Origin of the sequence: Pseudoalteromonas sp. NZS11_1, assembly GCF_015864275.1 — a bacterium.
GTDB classification, from domain to species: domain Bacteria; phylum Pseudomonadota; class Gammaproteobacteria; order Enterobacterales; family Alteromonadaceae; genus Pseudoalteromonas; species Pseudoalteromonas arctica.
This window is the reverse complement of the sequence record NZ_JADYXK010000016.1, coordinates 19,553-37,427: the sequence shown is the minus strand read 5'-3', so window position 1 is coordinate 37,427 and position 17,875 is coordinate 19,553. Positions and strand designations below refer to the sequence as shown.

Below are 17,875 nucleotides of genomic sequence, written 5' to 3'. Positions count from 1 at the left end.
TTTTATTGGAGCAAACGTAATGAAAAATATACTTATTGTTGCAGCGCTAGCACTTCTTACAGCCTGTACACAAACCCCAGATTGGGATTACGATAAATCAGCTAACTTTAGTAATTTTAAAACATTTGCTTGGGTAGAAAACGCCAGCCTAACTAAAGACACAAATAACTATCAAATTAATGGCCTAATGGAAAAGCGTGTTCGCACTGCCGTTAATGCAGAATTGAGCCAAACACTAGGTATGAGCTTAGTTGATGCAGCGCAAGCTGATGTACTTGTTAACTATCATGCATCGGTAGATAAAGAGCTTGAAGTAGATAACTTCAATATAAACTACCGCCCGCATTGGGGTTATTGGGGTACTGGTTTTCAACGCGATACAACTGCGCGTGAATACGAAGTGGGTACACTGATTATTGATATTGTAGACCGTGAATCTAACCAGCTAGTATGGCGCGGCGCAAAAGAAGGTCGATTAAAGAAAAATCAATCGCCAGAACAACGTGAAACATCAATTAATAAAACAGTGAGCGAAATTTTAAGTAACTTCCCGCCGCAAAAGCAGCAGTAAGTTAAAATTAGCTATAAGTAAGTTTTAAAAGAGCTCACAGTACGTGAGCTTTTTTGTGGGTGTGTATTTTTGGAACTTTTAAAATAAAGTTATTACGAGCTGCGCTCGTCACGTCAGCAAGCTGCACGTCTACAAAAAACACCGCGTCAAACTTTACCTGTAGGCGCTAAGCTTGCTTGCGCGAGAAGCGATAGCTTCTAATTACTTACTTTTATAGGGCTATATTCAACCTTAAATTACGAGCTACGCTCGTCACGTCAGCAAGCTGCACGTCTACAAAAAACACCGGATTAAACTTTACCTGTAGGCGCTAAGCTTGCTTGCGCGAGAAGCGATAGCTTCTAATTACTTTATAGCGCTATATTCCATCTTAAATTACGAGCTGCGCTCGTCACGTCAGCAAGCTGCACGTCTACAAAAACACCGCGTTAAAGTTACGATTTATACTTATGCAGTAACTCAAGCGGTATATGACAGTAATCATCAGGGTGATTAGTTAAGCGGTCTTGATGCTCAGGATCGCTTGGCACGTAGTTAGTTAGCAGCTCGACCCCTACCACAATTTTATCAGCATCACTTCGCTGGCTTATATAATTGCTAGCGACCTTTAAATGATCTTGGCTTTTGCTATAAATGGCAGTGCGATATTTAGGGCCTACGTCATCCCCTTGTTTGTTAACGCTATACGGATCAATAATCTCAAAAAAGAAGCCAAACAGCTCGTTTAAGCTAACCTCTTTTGTACTAAATATTACTTTTACACACTCAGCATAACCGTCGTATTCGCCTTGTGTATTATCATTTTTTCCATTAGCCCGCCCTGCTTCAGTACTTATTACACCAGGTAAGTGCTTTAAAAACTCTTGCACGCCCCACAGGCAGCCACCTGCAAAGTAAATAGTATCTTGCTGTTTTATATTCATAATAAATGTGACCAAATTTGTTAAATGCATTAACTTTGCAAATGATTATCAAATGCAGTTTTTAATGAATTAATGTACAATCGCGCCAAAATCGCAGTTGTTTAATTGAATTATTTTATCACGCCTTAAAAGTGTGTTCTGAATTTAATTGTTACCGTAATTGCATATAAAAAATGAGACACACAACATGAAATGGTCACCGCACTTTATACTCCCTGCACTGCTATGCAGCGCGAGCAGTTTTGCCTACGGCGAAGCTGTAACTGATAAAACTGAAGCATCACCGGCAATCGAAAAAATAACGGTTGAGGCATCGCCCACTGCAAACACATTACCTGTAGGTACATTTGACTCTCCAGTATCTAATTTAGAGTATGACCCACGTGTTGATTTGCAATCACGTAATATTGCTGAAGCGCAAGCCGATGTAACTATACGTGGCGGTATTTTTGAAAATACCGGCTTTAGAGTTGGTAGTGCTACTTTACTTGACCCACAGTCTGGCCATTATTTTGCTGAAATTCCTATTGCACCGCAAATGCTAACCGGCCCTTATATTTTAACAGGCGCAGACAACGCGCTTAATGGTGCTAATAGCTCTGTAGGCACTGTATCGTTTGGCTGGAAACCAATTAGCACGGGCGGCAGTGTATCGGTAGGTACTGGCAAAAATGATTTTAACTTACAAAGCTTACATGCGGGTGTAAGTATGCCCCTAGAAGGTGCAAAGGATTGGAAGCTTGGCTTTGAAGGTGAGATTTCTCACTCACAAAGCGATGGCACTATTGATAACGGCGATCACGACTTTACGCGTGCATCGGGTCGCGTTCAATTAGCTGGCGCTGATTCTCAAACCGATTTGTTTTTTGGCTCACAAGATAAGTTTTTTGGCTGGCCAAATTTGTACACTCCATTTGGCGTTAACGAAACTGAAGAGTTAGAAACGCGCTTATTAATGCTAAACCATAAGCAAAATTATGCGCAGGGTAGTAACTTTGAAGTGTCGGCTTATTACCGCACACACGACGATCATTACATTTATTCTCGCGAAAATCCAAGCTCTTTTGAAGCGTTTCACAAAAGTGAAGTGAAGTCGTTAGCGCTATCGGGGCATCATGCTCAAAGCGATGTATTTGCTGTAAATTATTCAGCACAGTTTATTGACGACTCAATTGAATCTACCACGCTTGAAAACAACTTTACCTCTCGTAAGTATTATAAATTAAGCGTATTGCCTGAATACAAAATGGCGCTTGAGGATAATAAACAACTTACATTTCGTTTAGGCGCTGCGTTTGACGATACAAATAGAGACGACTCTGAACTGTCACTTATTGGTGATATAACGCTTAATACACAAAACAGCAAAGGTTTTGAGCGCACGTTTTATTTATCGTACGCAGAGGCAAGCCAAGTAGCAGGCTATACCGCCATTGGCGGAAGTGATTCAGGCGGGTTATTTAGAAGTAATTACAATCTTGAGCGCGAAACGACTAAAAGCCTAGAGCTAGGTTTATTAGTTGATGAGCAAACTTGGCAACTTAATTCGGCTATTTTTTATCGCAAAGATGACAACTTAACCGATTGGACGTTTAATTTTGATTCAAGCTCTGCGCGCTTTGCAAACCCTGTAGATATAAATACGACGGGCATTGAGTTCTTAGCAACTAAACACTTTGAAACCACCGAAATTGTAGCGAGTTACACCTACCTTCATAAATCAGAAAATTACGGTGCGGCAGATATTGACGCTAGTTTTTACGCATTAAACTTCCCTGATCACCGCCTAACACTCGGCGCAGTGTGGAATCCTACTGATATATTGCAGTTTAGAATAGATAACGAGTGGCGCAAACAGCACGAAAATGCGCTGCGCGGTAGTGACGACGATGCTTTATTTACTCATTTAACGTTAAAAATTACGCCGCCAATGCTAAAAAACTTATTTATTACTTTAGCAGCAGATAACCTATGGGGTGAATCGTTTGAAGAGATACCTGGTACACCAGGGCGAGGTGAGCAATATACGTTAAGCGCAACGTATAGTTGGTAGAATTGAGCTATCACATTCAAAGACCTGTTTATTTAAAACAGGTCTTTGAATAAATATTTAGCAAAAAATAAACGGCATACTAAATATTAAGAGCTTTGATTACTCAGCTTATATTGAACCAGAACGACATTGTCTTTTTCTTAGCTCATTATCAATTTGTAAAGGGCGACTAAGCTCATCTGTAAGAACCTGCGAAACAACCGTACCGGTTTCAACTTCTTGTATCCAGATTGATATTTTATCCCCTTCCCTTTTTCTATTTAGCATGTAGCTTTTATCAGAATCTAAATTAACGTTAAAATTAACAAAAGCTTCTTTTTGACTATTTAAAACATCAGGGTTTGAAACACTCGCCTTTACCCATAAATCATGCTCACCACTGATATACTGCTTTGGTTCAGCCCATTGTGTAGGTTTTTTGTTAAAGCACATCAAGTAGACATATTCTAGATCTACTCCCTGCTCTCTTTTAAAGTTTTCGAGTCTAAAGTGGTCTTCTTTAATATCGGTTTTAATAGGGTAAGTTTGAACAACCTAATAAAGTCACACCTAATGTAAATGCTGTAAGTAAATTTTTCATTTTTCTTTCCTTTTAAAAATTAAGATTGAACGAAATCACCTATAAATTAGATTTATAAAAAGTATCTTACAATTTCCTATATTAGCAACAAAGTTAAATATGTCTAATATTTCGCCATTAAATAAATTAACGACTGCTTTTAATAACCTTGTGAAGATTTTTATTAATAATATATTGTAAATAGATGTGTATTAAAAACGAGGATTAAGTTAGCTCTTCAAGCTCTGTAATAAGCGCTAAAGCTTGTGCATTTGTTGACCCGCACACATCAAATGTGGCGCTAAAATCACTACATACTTTAGGTCGGCTTGAATCACCAAATAACTTACATAAATTACGTTCGTCCAGCTGAATACAGCGCTCTCCGGCCTTTTTACCATTTGGCATACCTGGTATAGGCGAACTAATACTTGGCGCGATACAACATGCGCCGCAGCCTAGCCTGCAACTCATCGATTCGGTTTTCATAATATCCTCTGAATAAAACACACTTACTTTAATTCCTTTTTAGGAACGTAATTAGCCGCATGTTCAGTTGTAATGTACATATGTAATGCTTTGTTACATCTTAAAACGCCTTGTAAACACTTTATTGCGTATTATTGCTCTGTCACCACCAATTATGAAGGAATGCCTTGTGGCTACTACAAAACAAATAATACTCCCAATTGCTGTTTTAGCAGGCGGTATTGCTTTAGCTTTCGCCTTTATGGCAATGAAAAAACCACCCGAAGAAAAGCCAGAGCAAGATTTACGCCCTTTAGTTGCAACACAAAGCATACTTTTAGATTCTATAACGCTCGATGTTAAATCGTACGGCATTGTTAAACCAAAGGACCGTACCGAGCTGATAGCACAAGTTAGTGGGCAAGTTATTTCGGTATCAGATCAATTTGTTGAAGGCGCGTTTGTAAAGCAAGGCGATATTTTAGCACGAATTGATGCAAATGATTACGAGGCAGACTTTATTGAAGCGCAAGCAGGTTTAGCACAAGCAAGCTCAGCACTTGAAATAGAACGCGCACAAGCACATGTAGCAAAAGCTGAATGGGAGCGTATTAAATCGGACTCAAGCGAAGCTATTGCCTCAGAACTTTATTTACGTAAACCACAACTGGCCGAAAAACTAGCGCGTTACCGCTCTGCTCAAGCAAGTGTTAAACGTGCTAGCCGCAATCTTGAACGTACTTATATTAAAGCCCCATACGATGCCATTATTAATGAACGCACAATTAGCTTGGGTTCAGTAGTAAACCCAGGTAATAGTTTTGGTGCATTGAGTGCAACCTCAGTTGCAGAGGTACGTTTACCCGTTGCCGACCAAGAACTACAATATTTAAAAAATGGCGGCGTAGGCTCAAATGTTACATTTAACGCAGAATACGCGGGTAAGCAAACAATGTGGCAAGCCAAAGTAATTCGCACCGAAGGTGTGGTTGATCAAACAAGCCGTATGAGCTACTTGGTTGCACAACTTGCAACACCTTATGGCGATAAAACACGCCCTCTTCGTTTTGGTTCATACATTAACGCTACCATTGAAGGTCGCCCGCTTGATAACGCAATTATTGTTGCGCATCATTTAGTTAAAGATAATAAAATTGTAATTTTAAATGACGATTTAACATTATCGTTTAAAACTCTCAATATTATACGCGAACAAAACGGCATGATTATAGCCAGCCAAGGGCTAAAAAATGGCGAGCAAATTGTTACCTCAGCGCTTGAGTATCCAACTGAAGGTATGGCAGTAAAAGTTGAAGATATTGCGCCTGATAAAACTGATGTAACTCAACTTGCGCTGAAAGAGGAATAATCATGAACACTCGTGAAACAGGGTTAATAGCATGGTTTGCCCGAAATCCCGTTGCTGCCAACCTACTAATGATATTTATATTAGTGGGCGGTATTTTAATGGCGATGACCATTCGCAAACAAATGTTCCCACAGTTTGAAAGTAACTGGATAAGCGTACAAGCGGTTTACCCAGGTGCAGCCCCGCAAGAAGTTGAAGAAGGAATAACCATAAAAGTTGAGGAAAACCTCGAAGGTATTGAAGGCATTAAACGCCTAATTACTTACTCTAACCGTGGTTTTTCACAAGCGTGGATTGAAATAGAAGAACAATACAATCCACAAGAAGTACTTGATGAAATTAAAGTACAAGTTGATTCAATAAACACCTTTCCTGCGGGAATGGAGCGCCCTGTTGTTCGCCGCGATAAGTTTGAGCAAGAAGTAATGATACTCGCGCTTTATGGCGACATGAGTAACTACCAGTTAAAAGAGCTTGGCAACGATATAAAAGACGAGTTACAAGCACTGCCTCACGTGAATCTTGTTAATTTTAACGGCGGCTTAGAATACGAAATTGGTATAGAAGTCAGCCCTGATAAACTGCGCGAGTACGGCTTAACATTTAGAGATATTGCAGGCGCTGTGCAAAACTTTTCGGCCAATATGTCGGCGGGGCAAATACGCTCTGAAAACGGTTATATTTCGATGCGTGTTGAAAAACAAGCCTACCGTGGTTTTGAGTTTGAAAAACTCCCCCTTATTACCCTTGCTGATGGCGCACAAATTTATTTAGGCGATGTTGCAACTATTAATGATGGCTTTGAAGAAGGTCTGCAGTATTCAAAATACAATGGTAAAAATTCACTCTCGTTTGAAGTTAACGCATCAAAAGATCAAGATATTACCGATGTAGCAAAAGTCCTTAAAAGCTACATGGCGGCTAAAGAGCCACTTTTACCTGCAGGTGTTAAGCTATCTCCTATTGTTGATTTAACTTACTACCTTGAAGGTCGACTCGATATGATGGTCGATAACATGATTTGGGGTGGCTTGTTAGTAATGATAGTGCTGGCACTATTTTTACCGTTACGCTTGGCATTTTGGGTAATGATGGGCTTACCGGTGTCTTTTCTAGGTGCCTTTTTGTTTATGCCCATTGGCTTTTTAGACGTAACAATTAACCTAGCCTCTCTTTTTGCCTTTATACTTGTGCTCGGAATTGTTGTTGATGACGCCATTGTTGTGGGCGAGTCAGCCAGTGCCGAAATAGAAAAATACGGCCATACACTTGATAACGTAGTACGCGGCGTAAAACGTGTTGCGATGCCAGCAACCTTTGGTGTACTAACAACTATTGCGGCATTTTTACCACAAACACTCGCAACCGGCCCTGGTGCTGCTTTTTCTAAGGCAATTGGTGGCGTGATTATTTTATGTTTGATTTTTTCACTCATTGAATCAAAACTTATTTTACCTGCGCATATTGCAGCAATGAACCCGCGTAAACCAAATCCTAAAAACCTATTACATCGCTTACGTATGGTGATTGATAGTGGTTTAAAAGGCTTTGTGAATAACTACTACCTTCCTTTTGTTAGCCGCTGTATTCACTACCGCTATACCGTAATTGTTGGCTTTATGTGTTTGCTTATTGTAAGCGCAGGTATGTTTGCAGGTGGTTTAGTTAAGTTTGTACCAAACCCTAAAATACCGCACGACTTTCCGCGTATTGATATAGAGATGAACCTTGCTTCATCTGAGCAAGCAACGCTTGAAACTGCACGTAAAATAGAAAGCGTGTTGTTAAAGGTCGATCAGCAACTACAAGAGCAATACGGTAAACCGATGATCCGCGATTTATCGGTAAGCCTGCGCGGACGAACTGAAGCAAATATTATGGCCATTTTGGTAGAGCCTGATTTACGCCCTATCGACACCTTTGCCCTAAGTGCATTATGGCGTGAGCAAATGCCCGCCCTACCAGGCATTAAAACCATGACCATTCAAGACAGTATAATGAATGGCGGTCGAGATGATGGCGACGTTAGCTTTAAACTTGAAGGCAAAAATGCTGACGAACTAAAAGAAGTGGCTGGTAAATTAAAAGCCAAATTACAAACAATGGAAGGCGTTGGCGACGTAAACGATTCAATGCAAAGCGCTACCGACGAAGTGCAACTTGATTTAAAACCACTCGCTTACAGCATGGGTTTAACGCTTGCTGATGTCGCATCGCAAGTTAGCTTTAGTTACTACGGCTTAGAAGCGCAGCGAATATTGCGTGAAGGCGAAGAAATTAAAGTCATGATTCGCTATCCAGAAGACGAACGTAACTCAATAAGTGACATAGCAAGTGTGCGTATTATTACGCCTACAGGCGCTGAAGTACCGCTAAGTGAAATAGCCGAAGTTAAGTTGGTTGACGGTGTAAACCGTATTCGCCGCGAAAACTCTAAACGTACTGTAAACGTATGGGCTGCGGTAAATACCGACCAAGCCGAACCATTTGCGATTGCAGAAGAAATTCGTGATGAATACTTACCAACATTACTTAAAAGCTACCCTGGCGTTACAAGTGATGTAGCTGGGCGCATTCAAGAAGAGATGGATAGTGCTTCAGAGCAGCTTCGTGACTTTGGTATATCAATGATGATTATATTTGCCTTGTTAGCGATTCCGCTTCGCTCTTACTCGCAGCCACTTATTATAATGTCGGTTATTCCGTTTGGTGTAGTTGGCGCGATGTTTGGGCATATGATTTTAGGCATGACCATGAGTAGCTTATCGATGTTTGGCATTATTGCTGTAGCGGGTGTGGTCGTAAATGATTCCCTCGTTATGGTTGATTTTGTAAACAAAGCCCGCGCCGAAGGTGTCGCAATTAAAGATGCAGTAGTACAAGCCGGTGCTCGTCGCTTTAGAGCGATATTACTCACCTCAATCACTACCTTTATTGGTGTAATGCCAATTATTTTTGAAACGAGTTTACAAGCTAAAATTGTTATCCCGATGGCTGTATCACTTGCTTTTGGTGTGTTATTTGCCACAGTAATTACACTAATACTTATACCGTGCCAGTATGTTGCACTAGAAGATGCTAAACGATTAGTACGTAAAATGCGTGGCAAGCCGCCGCTAGTAGATGCCCAACCAGCGCCTACTCACAGCTAAATTAAGTAACATCCCAACCAAAAAAGCTCGGCATATTATGCCGAGCTTTTTATTTTTAGCTTAAAAATGATATTCACCTATTTGCTAACATTACTTCTATTACTTATTTTTTAACACGCAGGATTAATTAACAGTCCTAATAATTGATAGAAATATTGCTCGTTTTTTATCCCTAATACGTTATGGTATTTAAATAATAAATAGACATAATAAAGTTAAGGAACAGCCATGAATACATCTCCCTCTGATCACATTCCTCAAGAAGCCTTTGATTGGTATGACGAATACGCCCACGGTTTAATGGACCGACGTACTTTTATGAAAAAACTCGGTGGCCTTGCTGCACTTGGCTTTTCGATGGCTGTACTTACATCAGCATTATTACCTAACTATGCACTTGCTGAACAAGTATCGTTTAATGACGATGATATTAAAGCAACATACGAAGAATTTGATTCGCCAGACGGGCACGGTAAAGGCAAAGGTTACTTAGCAACCCCTAAAAATGTAGAAGGTAAGCTCCCTGTTGTTCTTGTGATACACGAAAACCGTGGATTAAACCCATACGTAAAGGATGTAGCAAGACGCTTAGCGAAGATAGGCTTTATTGCATTTGCACCCGATGCGCTATTTCCACTGGGTGGCTACCCTGGTAATGATGATGAAGGACGCGCTATGCAAAAAACCATGGATCGCGCTAAAATTCAAAACGATTTTGTAGCCGCAGCACACTTTTTAAAATCGCATGCTAACAGTAACGGTAAGTTAGGCGCTGTCGGTTTTTGTTTTGGCGGCTACATTGTTAATTATTTAGCGGCAGTAGATAGCAATTTAATCAGCGCCGGAGTGCCTTTTTACGGTACTCCAGCCAGCGAAAGTTTACGTAAAAATATTAAAGCACCATTAATGATTCAATTGGGCGAGCTAGATAAACGTGTAAATGCGTCGTGGCCACAGTACGAACAAGACTTAAAAGCCAATAATGTTGAATACACTATGCATATGTATAAAGGGGCAAATCATGGATTTCATAACGACTCTACAGGTCGTTATGATAAAGACAATGCCGAGCTTGCATGGCAACGTACCGTTGAGTTTTTTAATAAAAAGCTAAGTTAGCTAATAAAGAATAATGCCACCAGCTCTAAGCCGGTGGCACTATTAAAAATACTTGGTTTTTTATCAACTTTAATTTTTTTTTCTACGCATAACTAATAACGACACCAAAACGAGTAAATAAATACTCAAAGAGCCTCCGCTGCTAGAGCCATCTTTATTTTCAACTTTTGCAATTTTTTCTTCTTTAACACGTGTTTTAAACCTTGCTAGTTCTGCATCTAAATTAGTACTCATATCACTAACCGCTAGATTAAAACCTTCAGCCGACTTTTCAGATAACGTTTCATCAATACCTATTGCTGTTGTTCTTTTTTCAAGCTTACTTATACCAGGTGCTCTAAATAGCATTTTTCTACTTTTAATATCAAAAACAGCTGTATCCACAAAGGTTTGAATTGTATTTTCATTACCAGGAATAACGTACATACCCACTATTGTCCAATAAAGTAAGGCTGCATTATTTTCATACGATTGCGTAACTTGATCATATGAAACCAGTGCCATTACATCTACATCGTAAAGTCTCCCGACTTGCTCGAGTGTTGCAAAGCCTTCACCTCCTTTTAAATAGGTACTTGGTATAACTTCAATGCGGTCAATGTAATCATATTGTAGAAATGACTTTTTTACTTTTTCGAGTAACTCAACTTGATTTTGGGTCTCTAACCCGTCTGGCTGCCAGTTTTTAGACGGTACAAATGCAATTCCAACAGTAACAGGGAGTTTTAAAACAGGTATTTCAGGTTTATAGGTAGAGCGACTTTGTTGATCAGGATATAAGAAATCCATTAAGCTACTAGATTGCGTATTTTTACCTGTATTGTTGCTCACAAACGAACTACAAGAAGCAAGTAAGGTCGCCATAAAAATGATTATATATTTATTAAATCTCACATTTATTCCTTTTTATTTTTAATTTAATTCAGTTACGTGCCAAAGCTCACCCGATGGTCCCCATAAGTAAATAACGCTACCCCAAGGGTCTAGGGCGTGTTGACCTTTGGTGGTTGAATTTGCAGCTGTGTGTTTGGTATTTAGGCAAGGCAGAGCCTATGATATGTGGTTGTTCCCCATACATAGGCGATAACGTAGCATAAAGACCAAACATACGCTGCCCTTTGGGTTCTTTCTAGGGGCGATTGACTCTTTGTTGCTCGGTTTTTACTTAGCCCACTAGGTTACAAACCCTGCGCCGCGATTAAACCGCCCCTAGATTGAACAAATTTCAATCCATAAAGTTCAACACGCCCTCGTTTTATACCCTCAAAGCGGATATCAAAACCGTTTAAATTACTAATGAGTTCGTATGCTTCATCTATATTTAACACACAAAGTTGCAGCATTAAGTTTTCAGCAAACGTTTTATTATAATAACGCTGTAAAAAGAACGTACATTCGCCAAAAGTACACACGCATAAATCATTTGAGGCATCTTCAATCTTAAATCCAAGCGCTTTATAAAAGCGCTGAGATTGCTCATAATTTTTACAGGGAATAAAAATTCTAATATCATCAACTTGCATAACTCTTCCTTAATTAGCTCAGTACGCTTTTATCAATAATTCCTTTATTTACCAACTGCTGAAGAATAGCTTGGGATTTTGCTCTGCATACATCACGTAGTAAACGCACCGCAGGGGTTATTGACTGCCTACTTGGGCAAATAAGCCAAAGTTCACCATTAACATGTTGATAATTTGGCATAACAGTAACCACCCTGTCATTGAGTAAATCGTCGGCTATATCAAGTGCCGACTTTACAGCTAAGCCCTTACCCGCAACGCACCAGCGCCTGACTAAATCGCCATCGTTTGAGGCGCGCCTGCCATCCATTTTAACTTTATATTTTGATTCACCATCGGTGAATTCCCACGTATTATTTATAATATCCTGCAACTGATAAAACAAACCTTGATGCGACGCTAAATCATCAGGATGCACGGGAGTCCCGTTTTGTAAGAGGTATTCGTGAGTTGCACATAATAAGCGCGGTACGTTACAAATTTTAAAACCATAAACGCTAGCATCATTAGGCGAGCCATAACGAAGTGCTATATCAACTGAATCACGATAAAAGTCGATATTACTATCACTTATATGGGTTCTTAAACTTAGCTTTGGATAAGTGTCCATGAGTTCATCAATCCATGGGATCACCAAGTTACGCCCTAAGTCAGATGAAAGTGCAACACGCAATTCGCCTTCTATTTCGTCGTGTTCACCTTTAAGGTTTTGTTTTGCGAGCTCAAGCACTGCTAAAGCCTGCTCACATTGTGGTATGTAGCGCTCCCCAGCAGCAGACAACCTTAAATGACGTGTGGTACGAACAAACAGCTCGCTACCAAGCGCTGACTCCACGCGTTTAATAGCGGCGCTTGCTGTGGCTGTACGCATATCTAACTTAGCAGCTGCTAGCGTAATACTTCTAAACTCAGCTACTTTTAAAATAAGTTTTAAATCTTCTATGTTCATATTATCTATTTATATTTGATAATGATTCAACGATTATGCGGTTTATCTACATTAAAGCAAGGTCTACTATATATCCATCAGCTAGCCAAAGCATGGCTTGCACCTTATACGTAAACAAATTAGGACATTTATTATGAAAGCCATTGGTTATAAAAAATCTCTTCCTGTTTCTAATCCTGAATCGTTAATTGATGTTGAATTACCACAGCCAGTTGCAACAGGTCGCGACTTATTAATTAAAGTTAAAGCAATTGCAGTTAACCCAGCAGATTACAAAGTGCGTGCATCTATGCCCCCTGCTGAGGGTGAAGTAAAAGTTATTGGTTGGGATGCAGTTGGTGAAGTTGTTGCAATCGGCGATGCTGTAACGGCATTTAAACTCGGTGATGCGGTTTATTACGCAGGTGACATTACTCGCGCAGGTAGTAATGCAGAATTTCAATTAGTGGATGAGCGCATTGTAGGATTTAAACCGCAGAGCTTAAACGATGCTGAAGCTGCTGCATTACCCCTTACTGCAATAACAGCGTACGAATTATTATTTGAGCATTTAAACATTGTAAAACAAGCTGCTGATGCAACAACAAAATCAGACGAGGTTATTTTAGTAACAGGTGCCGCAGGCGGCGTTGGCTCTATTTTTATTCAACTCGCTAAAGCGATTACTGGCGCAACGGTTATTGCCACTGCATCGCGTGAAAGCTCACAAGCATGGGTTAAAAAACTCGGTGCAGATTATGTCGTTGACCATACAAAACCATTACCCGCTCAAATTGATGCATTAAATATTGGCTCGGTAACACATGTAGCAAGCCTGCACAGTACTGATACTTACTTTGAAGCGTATACAGAGGTACTTGCACCATTTGGTAAAATTGCAATGATTGACGATCCTGAGTCATTAGATGTTAGCAAATTAAAAATGAAGAGTTTATCTCTACATTGGGAATTTATGTTTGCCCGCTCAATGTTTAATGCCAAAGATTTAATTGAGCAAAGTAAGTTATTAAATCATGTTGCCGATTTGATTGACCAAGGCTACATTCAAACCACGATTGGTAAAAACTTAGGCACTATAAATGCGGCTAACCTGCGTATTGCACACACAGAACTTGAAGAAGGTCGCTCTATTGGCAAAATAGTGTTGGAAGGTTTTTAATTCTATAAATATTACACGCCTTATTTATACCTGAATTGATTAAAGGCGCCAATGCAATTGGCGTCTCCAGCCAATATTTCGGGGTGGCTTTTGCTGTATTTATATTTATTAAAGAAACTATTACCTAATAATATTTGATAATGATTCAACCATATACCTGTTTATCATATTGTAATAATCCTCTACTATCCGCACATAGCTATATTGATAAGCCTTACGTTACGTAGATATATCGATTGTATTAAGTAAGTAGAGTGATTTAAAAGCACGATATTATTTTTGTAATAAATTTTTAAAAGGGTTTGTTTTTACTAAAACTGACTCAACATAGTAAATACTGGTAAGACACCTACTCAATGGAAAAACTAATGACTCACCCTATTATTAATGACTTAGAAAAGCGCTACACAGCAAAACGTTATGATGCAACGAAACGTGTATCTCAAGACAATTTAGCCGTTATTTACGAAGCTATGCGCCTGTCTCCTTCATCTATTAACTCGCAGCCTTGGAAATTCATCGTAATTGAATCAGATGAGGCTAAAGAGCGTATGCATAGTACATTTGCTAATAAATTTGCGTTTAACCAGCCACACATTAAAACAGCTTCGCATATAATATTATTTGCTCACAACCCTAAATATACCCGCGATGATTACGCACAAATCATTGATGCAGATATTAAAAATGGTCGTACTAAAGCAGAAAATCGCGAACAAGCTTTTGGTGCTTACGCGTTTGTTGATATGAATACTGATGAGCAAGGCAATAATGAAGAGTGGACTAAAGCACAAACTTACATTGCACTGGGTAACACTATGCATGCAGCTGCACGTTTAGGCATTGACTCTACTCCAATGGAAGGCGTAGATGCCGAGTTGATTGGCGAAGTTTTTGAAAAAGAACTCGATGGTTACGTGTGCGACGTAGCATTAGTACTTGGCTATCACGATAGCGCAGAAGATTATAATGCTAAATTACCTAAATCTCGCTTGGCAAAAGAGCAAGTTATTCAGGTTTTATAAGTAATACGTTATAAACTTAAATGATAACAATATTAAAAAACCACTTATTTAAATAAGTGGTTTTTTGCTTTAAAGCAGTTTAACTTACTTGAAGCTGCGCAGCCTGAATGTATTGCACTAAATCCTCAATAGAAACCACAGTCATATTATGTTTATTAGCATAATCACTCACCTCAGGTAAGCGCGCCATTGAACCATCTGGATTTGTTAGTTCGCAAATTACGCCAAATGGCTTTAAGCCGGCAAGCTGCATTAAATCAACGGATGCTTCGGTATGACCACGACGAACTAATACTCCGCCCGTTTGTGCTTTTAAACCAAATACATGCCCAGGGCGCGATAAATCACTTGGTTTAGCGTTATCGCCTGTCGCTGCTTTTATAGTAGTTACTCTATCAGCAGCAGACACGCCTGTTGTAACGCCATGCTTAGCTTCAATAGTGACTGTATAAGCGGTGTTATTTTGACTTGTGTTGTGGGTTACCATTTGCGGTAAGTCGAGCTGTTTAATGCGCTCCTCCCCTATGCATAAGCAAACAATACCGCTGCCTTCGCGGATCATTTCGGCCATTTGAGAAGTCGTTAAATGCTCAGCTGAAAATACAAAGTCGCCTTCATTTTCACGGTTTTCATCATCAACAACAAGTACGCCTTGCCCTTGCTGTAGTGCAGCAATTGCGCTTTGTACGCGGATATGGCTTTCGCCGAATTGAGTAAGTAGAGACTGAATCATCATTATATTCCAAATAAAAAATAATAGATTCAGGACTGTGAAAGGATCAGTAATATATCGCTTTAAATTTAAAACGATCACTACCAAAATAGCTTAAATAAAATAACAAAAAGCACGCAGCAAAAAGCAGCACACACTGTTATACCAACGGCATTAAATTAGTGACCTATTATAACGCTAGAAAAATAGCTCACTTAACGCGATACAATGATCGTGTCTTTAATAAAATTGGTATTAGTATAATAAGCCATATTCTCTTTCATCCGGACTGTAACCGTCGGCTCTGGCATCTCACCAGATCTGCTTGACCTTTACTGAACCTAAGTTAAATAAAGCGCTCGCGGGCTCGTTTAAGTTATAAATAACATTAAACATACCGCCGGTGGGGAATTTCGCCCCGCCCTGAGAATGTACTTTTATAACTAAAGCGCTATAAAAGCGGGCTTATTATACCCTTTAACTTAATTACTTATCAAAGGTAAGTGAATAAACTTCTAACAAAGCTCGGTATTTAATGAGGCTTTGACTACTTTACCTTCATTTATATCAGCGGTGATTGTACAAGTAGCGCCGTTTACTAAATTTAAGTTAGGTGGAGCATGACCAATATCGGCATCAATAATCACAGGAAATAAACACCCACCTAGTGCAACATCAAGCGCGTGGCGGTAATCAAAAGAAGCATCTTGACCTTGAGTGATCACGCTGCGACCAATAATAATACCGTTTATATCGTCAAATATACCTGCTAATTTTAATGAAAGTAAAAACCGTGCAACGGTTGTTGGCGTCAGCTCTGAGTTTTCTAGGTATAAAATAAGCCCTTCGGGTGCACTGTGTTTTTTAAATTCATGTAGTGCCAAAAATGGAGAGTCGAGTAATAAGCCAACTGTGTCTAAACAGCCACCAAATAAGCGACCCGACATTTCAATAGTGCGTGCATCAAAGTAATTTAAACACTGCCACTGAGTAACTTCTGTGTGTTCAAACAATGCATTTGGGTTTTGTACGTAATCAGGTCTATTTTTTTGATAATGCGATGACGGGGCTTGCTCAAATTTGCTACCTGCTTCATAACTTAGTGTTTCAAATATTTGCAGGCAATAAGGACTTTTTTCGTCAGGATGTAACTGCATAAGATTAGCGCTGTGTAGTGTTGCCCATTGGCATTTTGCCGTGAGTGCGCATGCAATGGTGCTTACATCAGAGAACCCAACTAACCATTTAGGCTTTGCTTCTTTAATTGCATTAAAATCAAGTAGGGGCAGTATTTCCATTGCAAGCTCGCCACCAAATGGAGGCATAATTGCATCTATCTCATCATCTAATAAAAAACCCATTAACTGCTGAGCGTGCGCTTTAGCGTTAAGCTGTCCATGCGGTTTGCTTTGACGTAAAAACTCTCCTTCAACAACATCATACCCTCGATGTTTTAATCCATTAATAACAATGTCTAACCGTGCATGGTACTTTTCTTTAAGGCCTGATGAAAGTGAACAAATTGCTATTTTTGATCCTACTTTTAAAGGCGCTGGGTAAAGTATATTAGGCATATATTTTCCTTTTTAGAGAATACGTTAATACCAATTACATTAAATCAGCGAGTTATTTGATGCGCTAAATGCTCATGTTTTTAATAAATTGATATAAGTACCTACTATACCAACATAGACCATATTTATAGAATATGAATACTGTACAAACGCGCCTACCATTAAAGGTTAAATTACAGACATAAAAAAACCGATGTAATTACATCGGTTTTTATTTAAAAACGTTAAAGTGAGTTATGCGTTAAAGATACTCAACTTCAATGATTTCGAACTCAACAATACCTTTTGGCGTTTGAATAGACACTGCGTCGTCCATTTGTTTACCAATTAAGCCACGTGCAATCGGTGAGTTAACAGATATTAAGTTGTTTTTAATATTTGCTTCGTCATCGCCCACAATACGGTATTTTACTTCAGCATCGGTTTCTATATTTACAATAGTTACCGTAGTGCCAAAAATAACTCTACCGGTATTTGGCATTTTAGTTACGTCGATAATTTGAACATTTGAAAGTTTAGCTTCAATTTCTTGAATACGCCCTTCACAAAAACCCTGTTGCTCACGCGCAGCGTGGTATTCAGCGTTTTCTTTTAAGTCACCATGTTCACGTGCAACCGCAATATCACTTACGATTTTAGGACGGGTAACTGTTTTTAATTCGTTAAGCTCTTTACGCAGTAAATCTGCGCCACGAACTGTCATCGGAATTGATTGCATA

Annotated in this window: 16 protein-coding genes and 1 riboswitch; of the genes, 7 read left to right on the top strand and 9 right to left on the bottom strand. The window is 39.4% G+C overall.

What is annotated here, in order from left to right; translation table 11 throughout:
- The first annotated feature begins 19 nt into the window (after positions 1–19).
- Entirely contained in the window at positions 20–571 is a 552-nt protein-coding gene (locus I6F44_RS12355) for a DUF4136 domain-containing protein (RefSeq protein ID WP_024607557.1), read from the top strand.
- Between the two features lie 434 nt (positions 572–1,005).
- Here the strand turns inward: I6F44_RS12355 and I6F44_RS12350 are convergent, their stop codons facing one another.
- Entirely contained in the window at positions 1,006–1,494 is a 489-nt protein-coding gene (locus I6F44_RS12350) for a peptide-methionine (S)-S-oxide reductase (protein ID WP_024607556.1), read from the bottom strand.
- A 187-nt stretch (positions 1,495–1,681) separates the two neighbouring features.
- Here I6F44_RS12350 and I6F44_RS12345 point away from each other — a divergent pair, with 187 nt between their 5' ends.
- A complete protein-coding gene (locus I6F44_RS12345; RefSeq protein WP_197173862.1) occupies positions 1,682–3,547 on the top strand; it encodes a TonB-dependent receptor plug domain-containing protein in 1,866 nt (621 codons plus the stop codon).
- A 108-nt stretch (positions 3,548–3,655) separates the two neighbouring features.
- Here the strand turns inward: I6F44_RS12345 and I6F44_RS12340 are convergent, their stop codons facing one another.
- Positions 3,656–3,979 carry a hypothetical protein gene (locus I6F44_RS12340; RefSeq protein ID WP_231612837.1) on the bottom strand — a complete coding sequence of 108 codons (324 nt, stop codon included), beginning with the start codon at positions 3,977–3,979 and terminating at the stop codon, positions 3,656–3,658.
- A 352-nt stretch (positions 3,980–4,331) separates the two neighbouring features.
- Positions 4,332–4,595, bottom strand: coding sequence for a YkgJ family cysteine cluster protein (locus I6F44_RS12335; RefSeq protein ID WP_024612699.1), 264 nt, complete (start codon positions 4,593–4,595; stop codon positions 4,332–4,334).
- Positions 4,596–4,764: 169 nt separating this feature from the next.
- On the opposite strand from I6F44_RS12335, the gene I6F44_RS12330 reads away from it, so the two are divergent.
- The 3 genes from I6F44_RS12330 (at position 4,765) to I6F44_RS12320 (ending at position 10,214) form a co-directional block, all read left to right on the top strand.
- On the top strand, positions 4,765–5,943 hold the full coding sequence (locus I6F44_RS12330) for an efflux RND transporter periplasmic adaptor subunit (RefSeq protein WP_007581894.1): 1,179 nt from the start codon (positions 4,765–4,767) through the stop codon (positions 5,941–5,943).
- Between the two features lie 2 nt (positions 5,944–5,945).
- Positions 5,946–9,095 (top strand): efflux RND transporter permease subunit, encoded by a 3,150-nt coding sequence (locus tag I6F44_RS12325; protein ID WP_197173861.1) that lies wholly within the window; start codon positions 5,946–5,948, stop codon positions 9,093–9,095.
- Between the two features lie 228 nt (positions 9,096–9,323).
- Positions 9,324–10,214, top strand: a complete 891-nt coding sequence (locus I6F44_RS12320) for a dienelactone hydrolase family protein (RefSeq protein WP_197150790.1) — start codon at positions 9,324–9,326, stop codon at positions 10,212–10,214.
- A gap of 69 nt (positions 10,215–10,283) precedes the next feature.
- Here the strand turns inward: I6F44_RS12320 and rhlP are convergent, their stop codons facing one another.
- The 3 genes from rhlP to I6F44_RS12305 all read right to left on the bottom strand — a co-directional run bounded on the left by rhlP (position 10,284) and on the right by I6F44_RS12305 (position 12,686).
- The gene (gene rhlP / locus I6F44_RS12315) at positions 10,284–11,078 is read right to left on the bottom strand and encodes a rhombotarget lipoprotein (protein WP_197173890.1); all 795 of its coding nucleotides are present in this window, start codon (positions 11,076–11,078) and stop codon (positions 10,284–10,286) included.
- A gap of 314 nt (positions 11,079–11,392) precedes the next feature.
- A complete protein-coding gene (locus I6F44_RS12310; RefSeq protein ID WP_231612836.1) occupies positions 11,393–11,737 on the bottom strand; it encodes a lactoylglutathione lyase in 345 nt (114 codons plus the stop codon).
- A 13-nt stretch (positions 11,738–11,750) separates the two neighbouring features.
- A complete protein-coding gene (locus I6F44_RS12305) occupies positions 11,751–12,686 on the bottom strand; it encodes a LysR family transcriptional regulator (RefSeq protein ID WP_197173860.1) in 936 nt (311 codons plus the stop codon).
- 133 nt (positions 12,687–12,819) lie between these two features.
- Between I6F44_RS12305 and I6F44_RS12300 the strand changes: the two genes are divergently transcribed.
- Both I6F44_RS12300 and I6F44_RS12295 read left to right on the top strand, forming a co-directional pair.
- Complete coding sequence (locus I6F44_RS12300) at positions 12,820–13,845, top strand: zinc-binding alcohol dehydrogenase family protein (protein ID WP_197173859.1); 1,026 nt, start codon at positions 12,820–12,822, stop codon at positions 13,843–13,845.
- 368 nt (positions 13,846–14,213) lie between these two features.
- A complete protein-coding gene (locus tag I6F44_RS12295) occupies positions 14,214–14,870 on the top strand; it encodes a nitroreductase family protein (protein ID WP_197173858.1) in 657 nt (218 codons plus the stop codon).
- Positions 14,871–14,949: 79 nt separating this feature from the next.
- Here the strand turns inward: I6F44_RS12295 and ribB are convergent, their stop codons facing one another.
- The 3 genes from ribB to greA form a co-directional block, all read right to left on the bottom strand.
- Positions 14,950–15,603, bottom strand: a complete 654-nt coding sequence (ribB, locus tag I6F44_RS12290) for a 3,4-dihydroxy-2-butanone-4-phosphate synthase (RefSeq protein ID WP_197173889.1) — start codon at positions 15,601–15,603, stop codon at positions 14,950–14,952.
- 247 nt (positions 15,604–15,850) lie between these two features.
- Positions 15,851–16,017: riboswitch (FMN riboswitch) on the bottom strand.
- Between the two features lie 80 nt (positions 16,018–16,097).
- A complete protein-coding gene (locus I6F44_RS12285; RefSeq protein ID WP_197103248.1) occupies positions 16,098–17,156 on the bottom strand; it encodes a S66 family peptidase in 1,059 nt (352 codons plus the stop codon).
- Positions 17,157–17,397: 241 nt separating this feature from the next.
- Positions 17,398–17,874 (bottom strand): transcription elongation factor GreA, encoded by a 477-nt coding sequence (greA, locus tag I6F44_RS12280; protein WP_010553419.1) that lies wholly within the window; start codon positions 17,872–17,874, stop codon positions 17,398–17,400.
- Between the last annotated feature and the right edge of the window lies 1 nt (position 17,875).

Bases quoted from the DNA above. Each gene is read 5' to 3' on its own strand.
- I6F44_RS12355 (WP_024607557.1), top strand. From the start codon at position 20: ATGAAAAATATACTTATTGTTGCAGCGCTAGCACTTCTTACAGCCTGT.
- I6F44_RS12350 (WP_024607556.1), bottom strand. From the start codon at position 1,494: ATGAATATAAAACAGCAAGATACTATTTACTTTGCAGGTGGCTGCCTG.
- I6F44_RS12345 (WP_197173862.1), top strand. From the start codon at position 1,682: ATGAAATGGTCACCGCACTTTATACTCCCTGCACTGCTATGCAGCGCG.
- I6F44_RS12340 (WP_231612837.1), bottom strand. From the start codon at position 3,979: ATGTGCTTTAACAAAAAACCTACACAATGGGCTGAACCAAAGCAGTAT.
- I6F44_RS12335 (WP_024612699.1), bottom strand. From the start codon at position 4,595: ATGAAAACCGAATCGATGAGTTGCAGGCTAGGCTGCGGCGCATGTTGT.
- I6F44_RS12325 (WP_197173861.1), top strand. From the start codon at position 5,946: ATGAACACTCGTGAAACAGGGTTAATAGCATGGTTTGCCCGAAATCCC.
- I6F44_RS12320 (WP_197150790.1), top strand. From the start codon at position 9,324: ATGAATACATCTCCCTCTGATCACATTCCTCAAGAAGCCTTTGATTGG.
- rhlP (WP_197173890.1), bottom strand. From the start codon at position 11,078: ATGGCGACCTTACTTGCTTCTTGTAGTTCGTTTGTGAGCAACAATACA.
- I6F44_RS12310 (WP_231612836.1), bottom strand. From the start codon at position 11,737: ATGCAAGTTGATGATATTAGAATTTTTATTCCCTGTAAAAATTATGAG.
- I6F44_RS12305 (WP_197173860.1), bottom strand. From the start codon at position 12,686: ATGAACATAGAAGATTTAAAACTTATTTTAAAAGTAGCTGAGTTTAGA.
- I6F44_RS12300 (WP_197173859.1), top strand. From the start codon at position 12,820: ATGAAAGCCATTGGTTATAAAAAATCTCTTCCTGTTTCTAATCCTGAA.
- I6F44_RS12295 (WP_197173858.1), top strand. From the start codon at position 14,214: ATGACTCACCCTATTATTAATGACTTAGAAAAGCGCTACACAGCAAAA.
- ribB (WP_197173889.1), bottom strand. From the start codon at position 15,603: ATGATTCAGTCTCTACTTACTCAATTCGGCGAAAGCCATATCCGCGTA.
- I6F44_RS12285 (WP_197103248.1), bottom strand. From the start codon at position 17,156: ATGCCTAATATACTTTACCCAGCGCCTTTAAAAGTAGGATCAAAAATA.
- greA (WP_010553419.1), bottom strand. From the start codon at position 17,874: ATGCAATCAATTCCGATGACAGTTCGTGGCGCAGATTTACTGCGTAAA.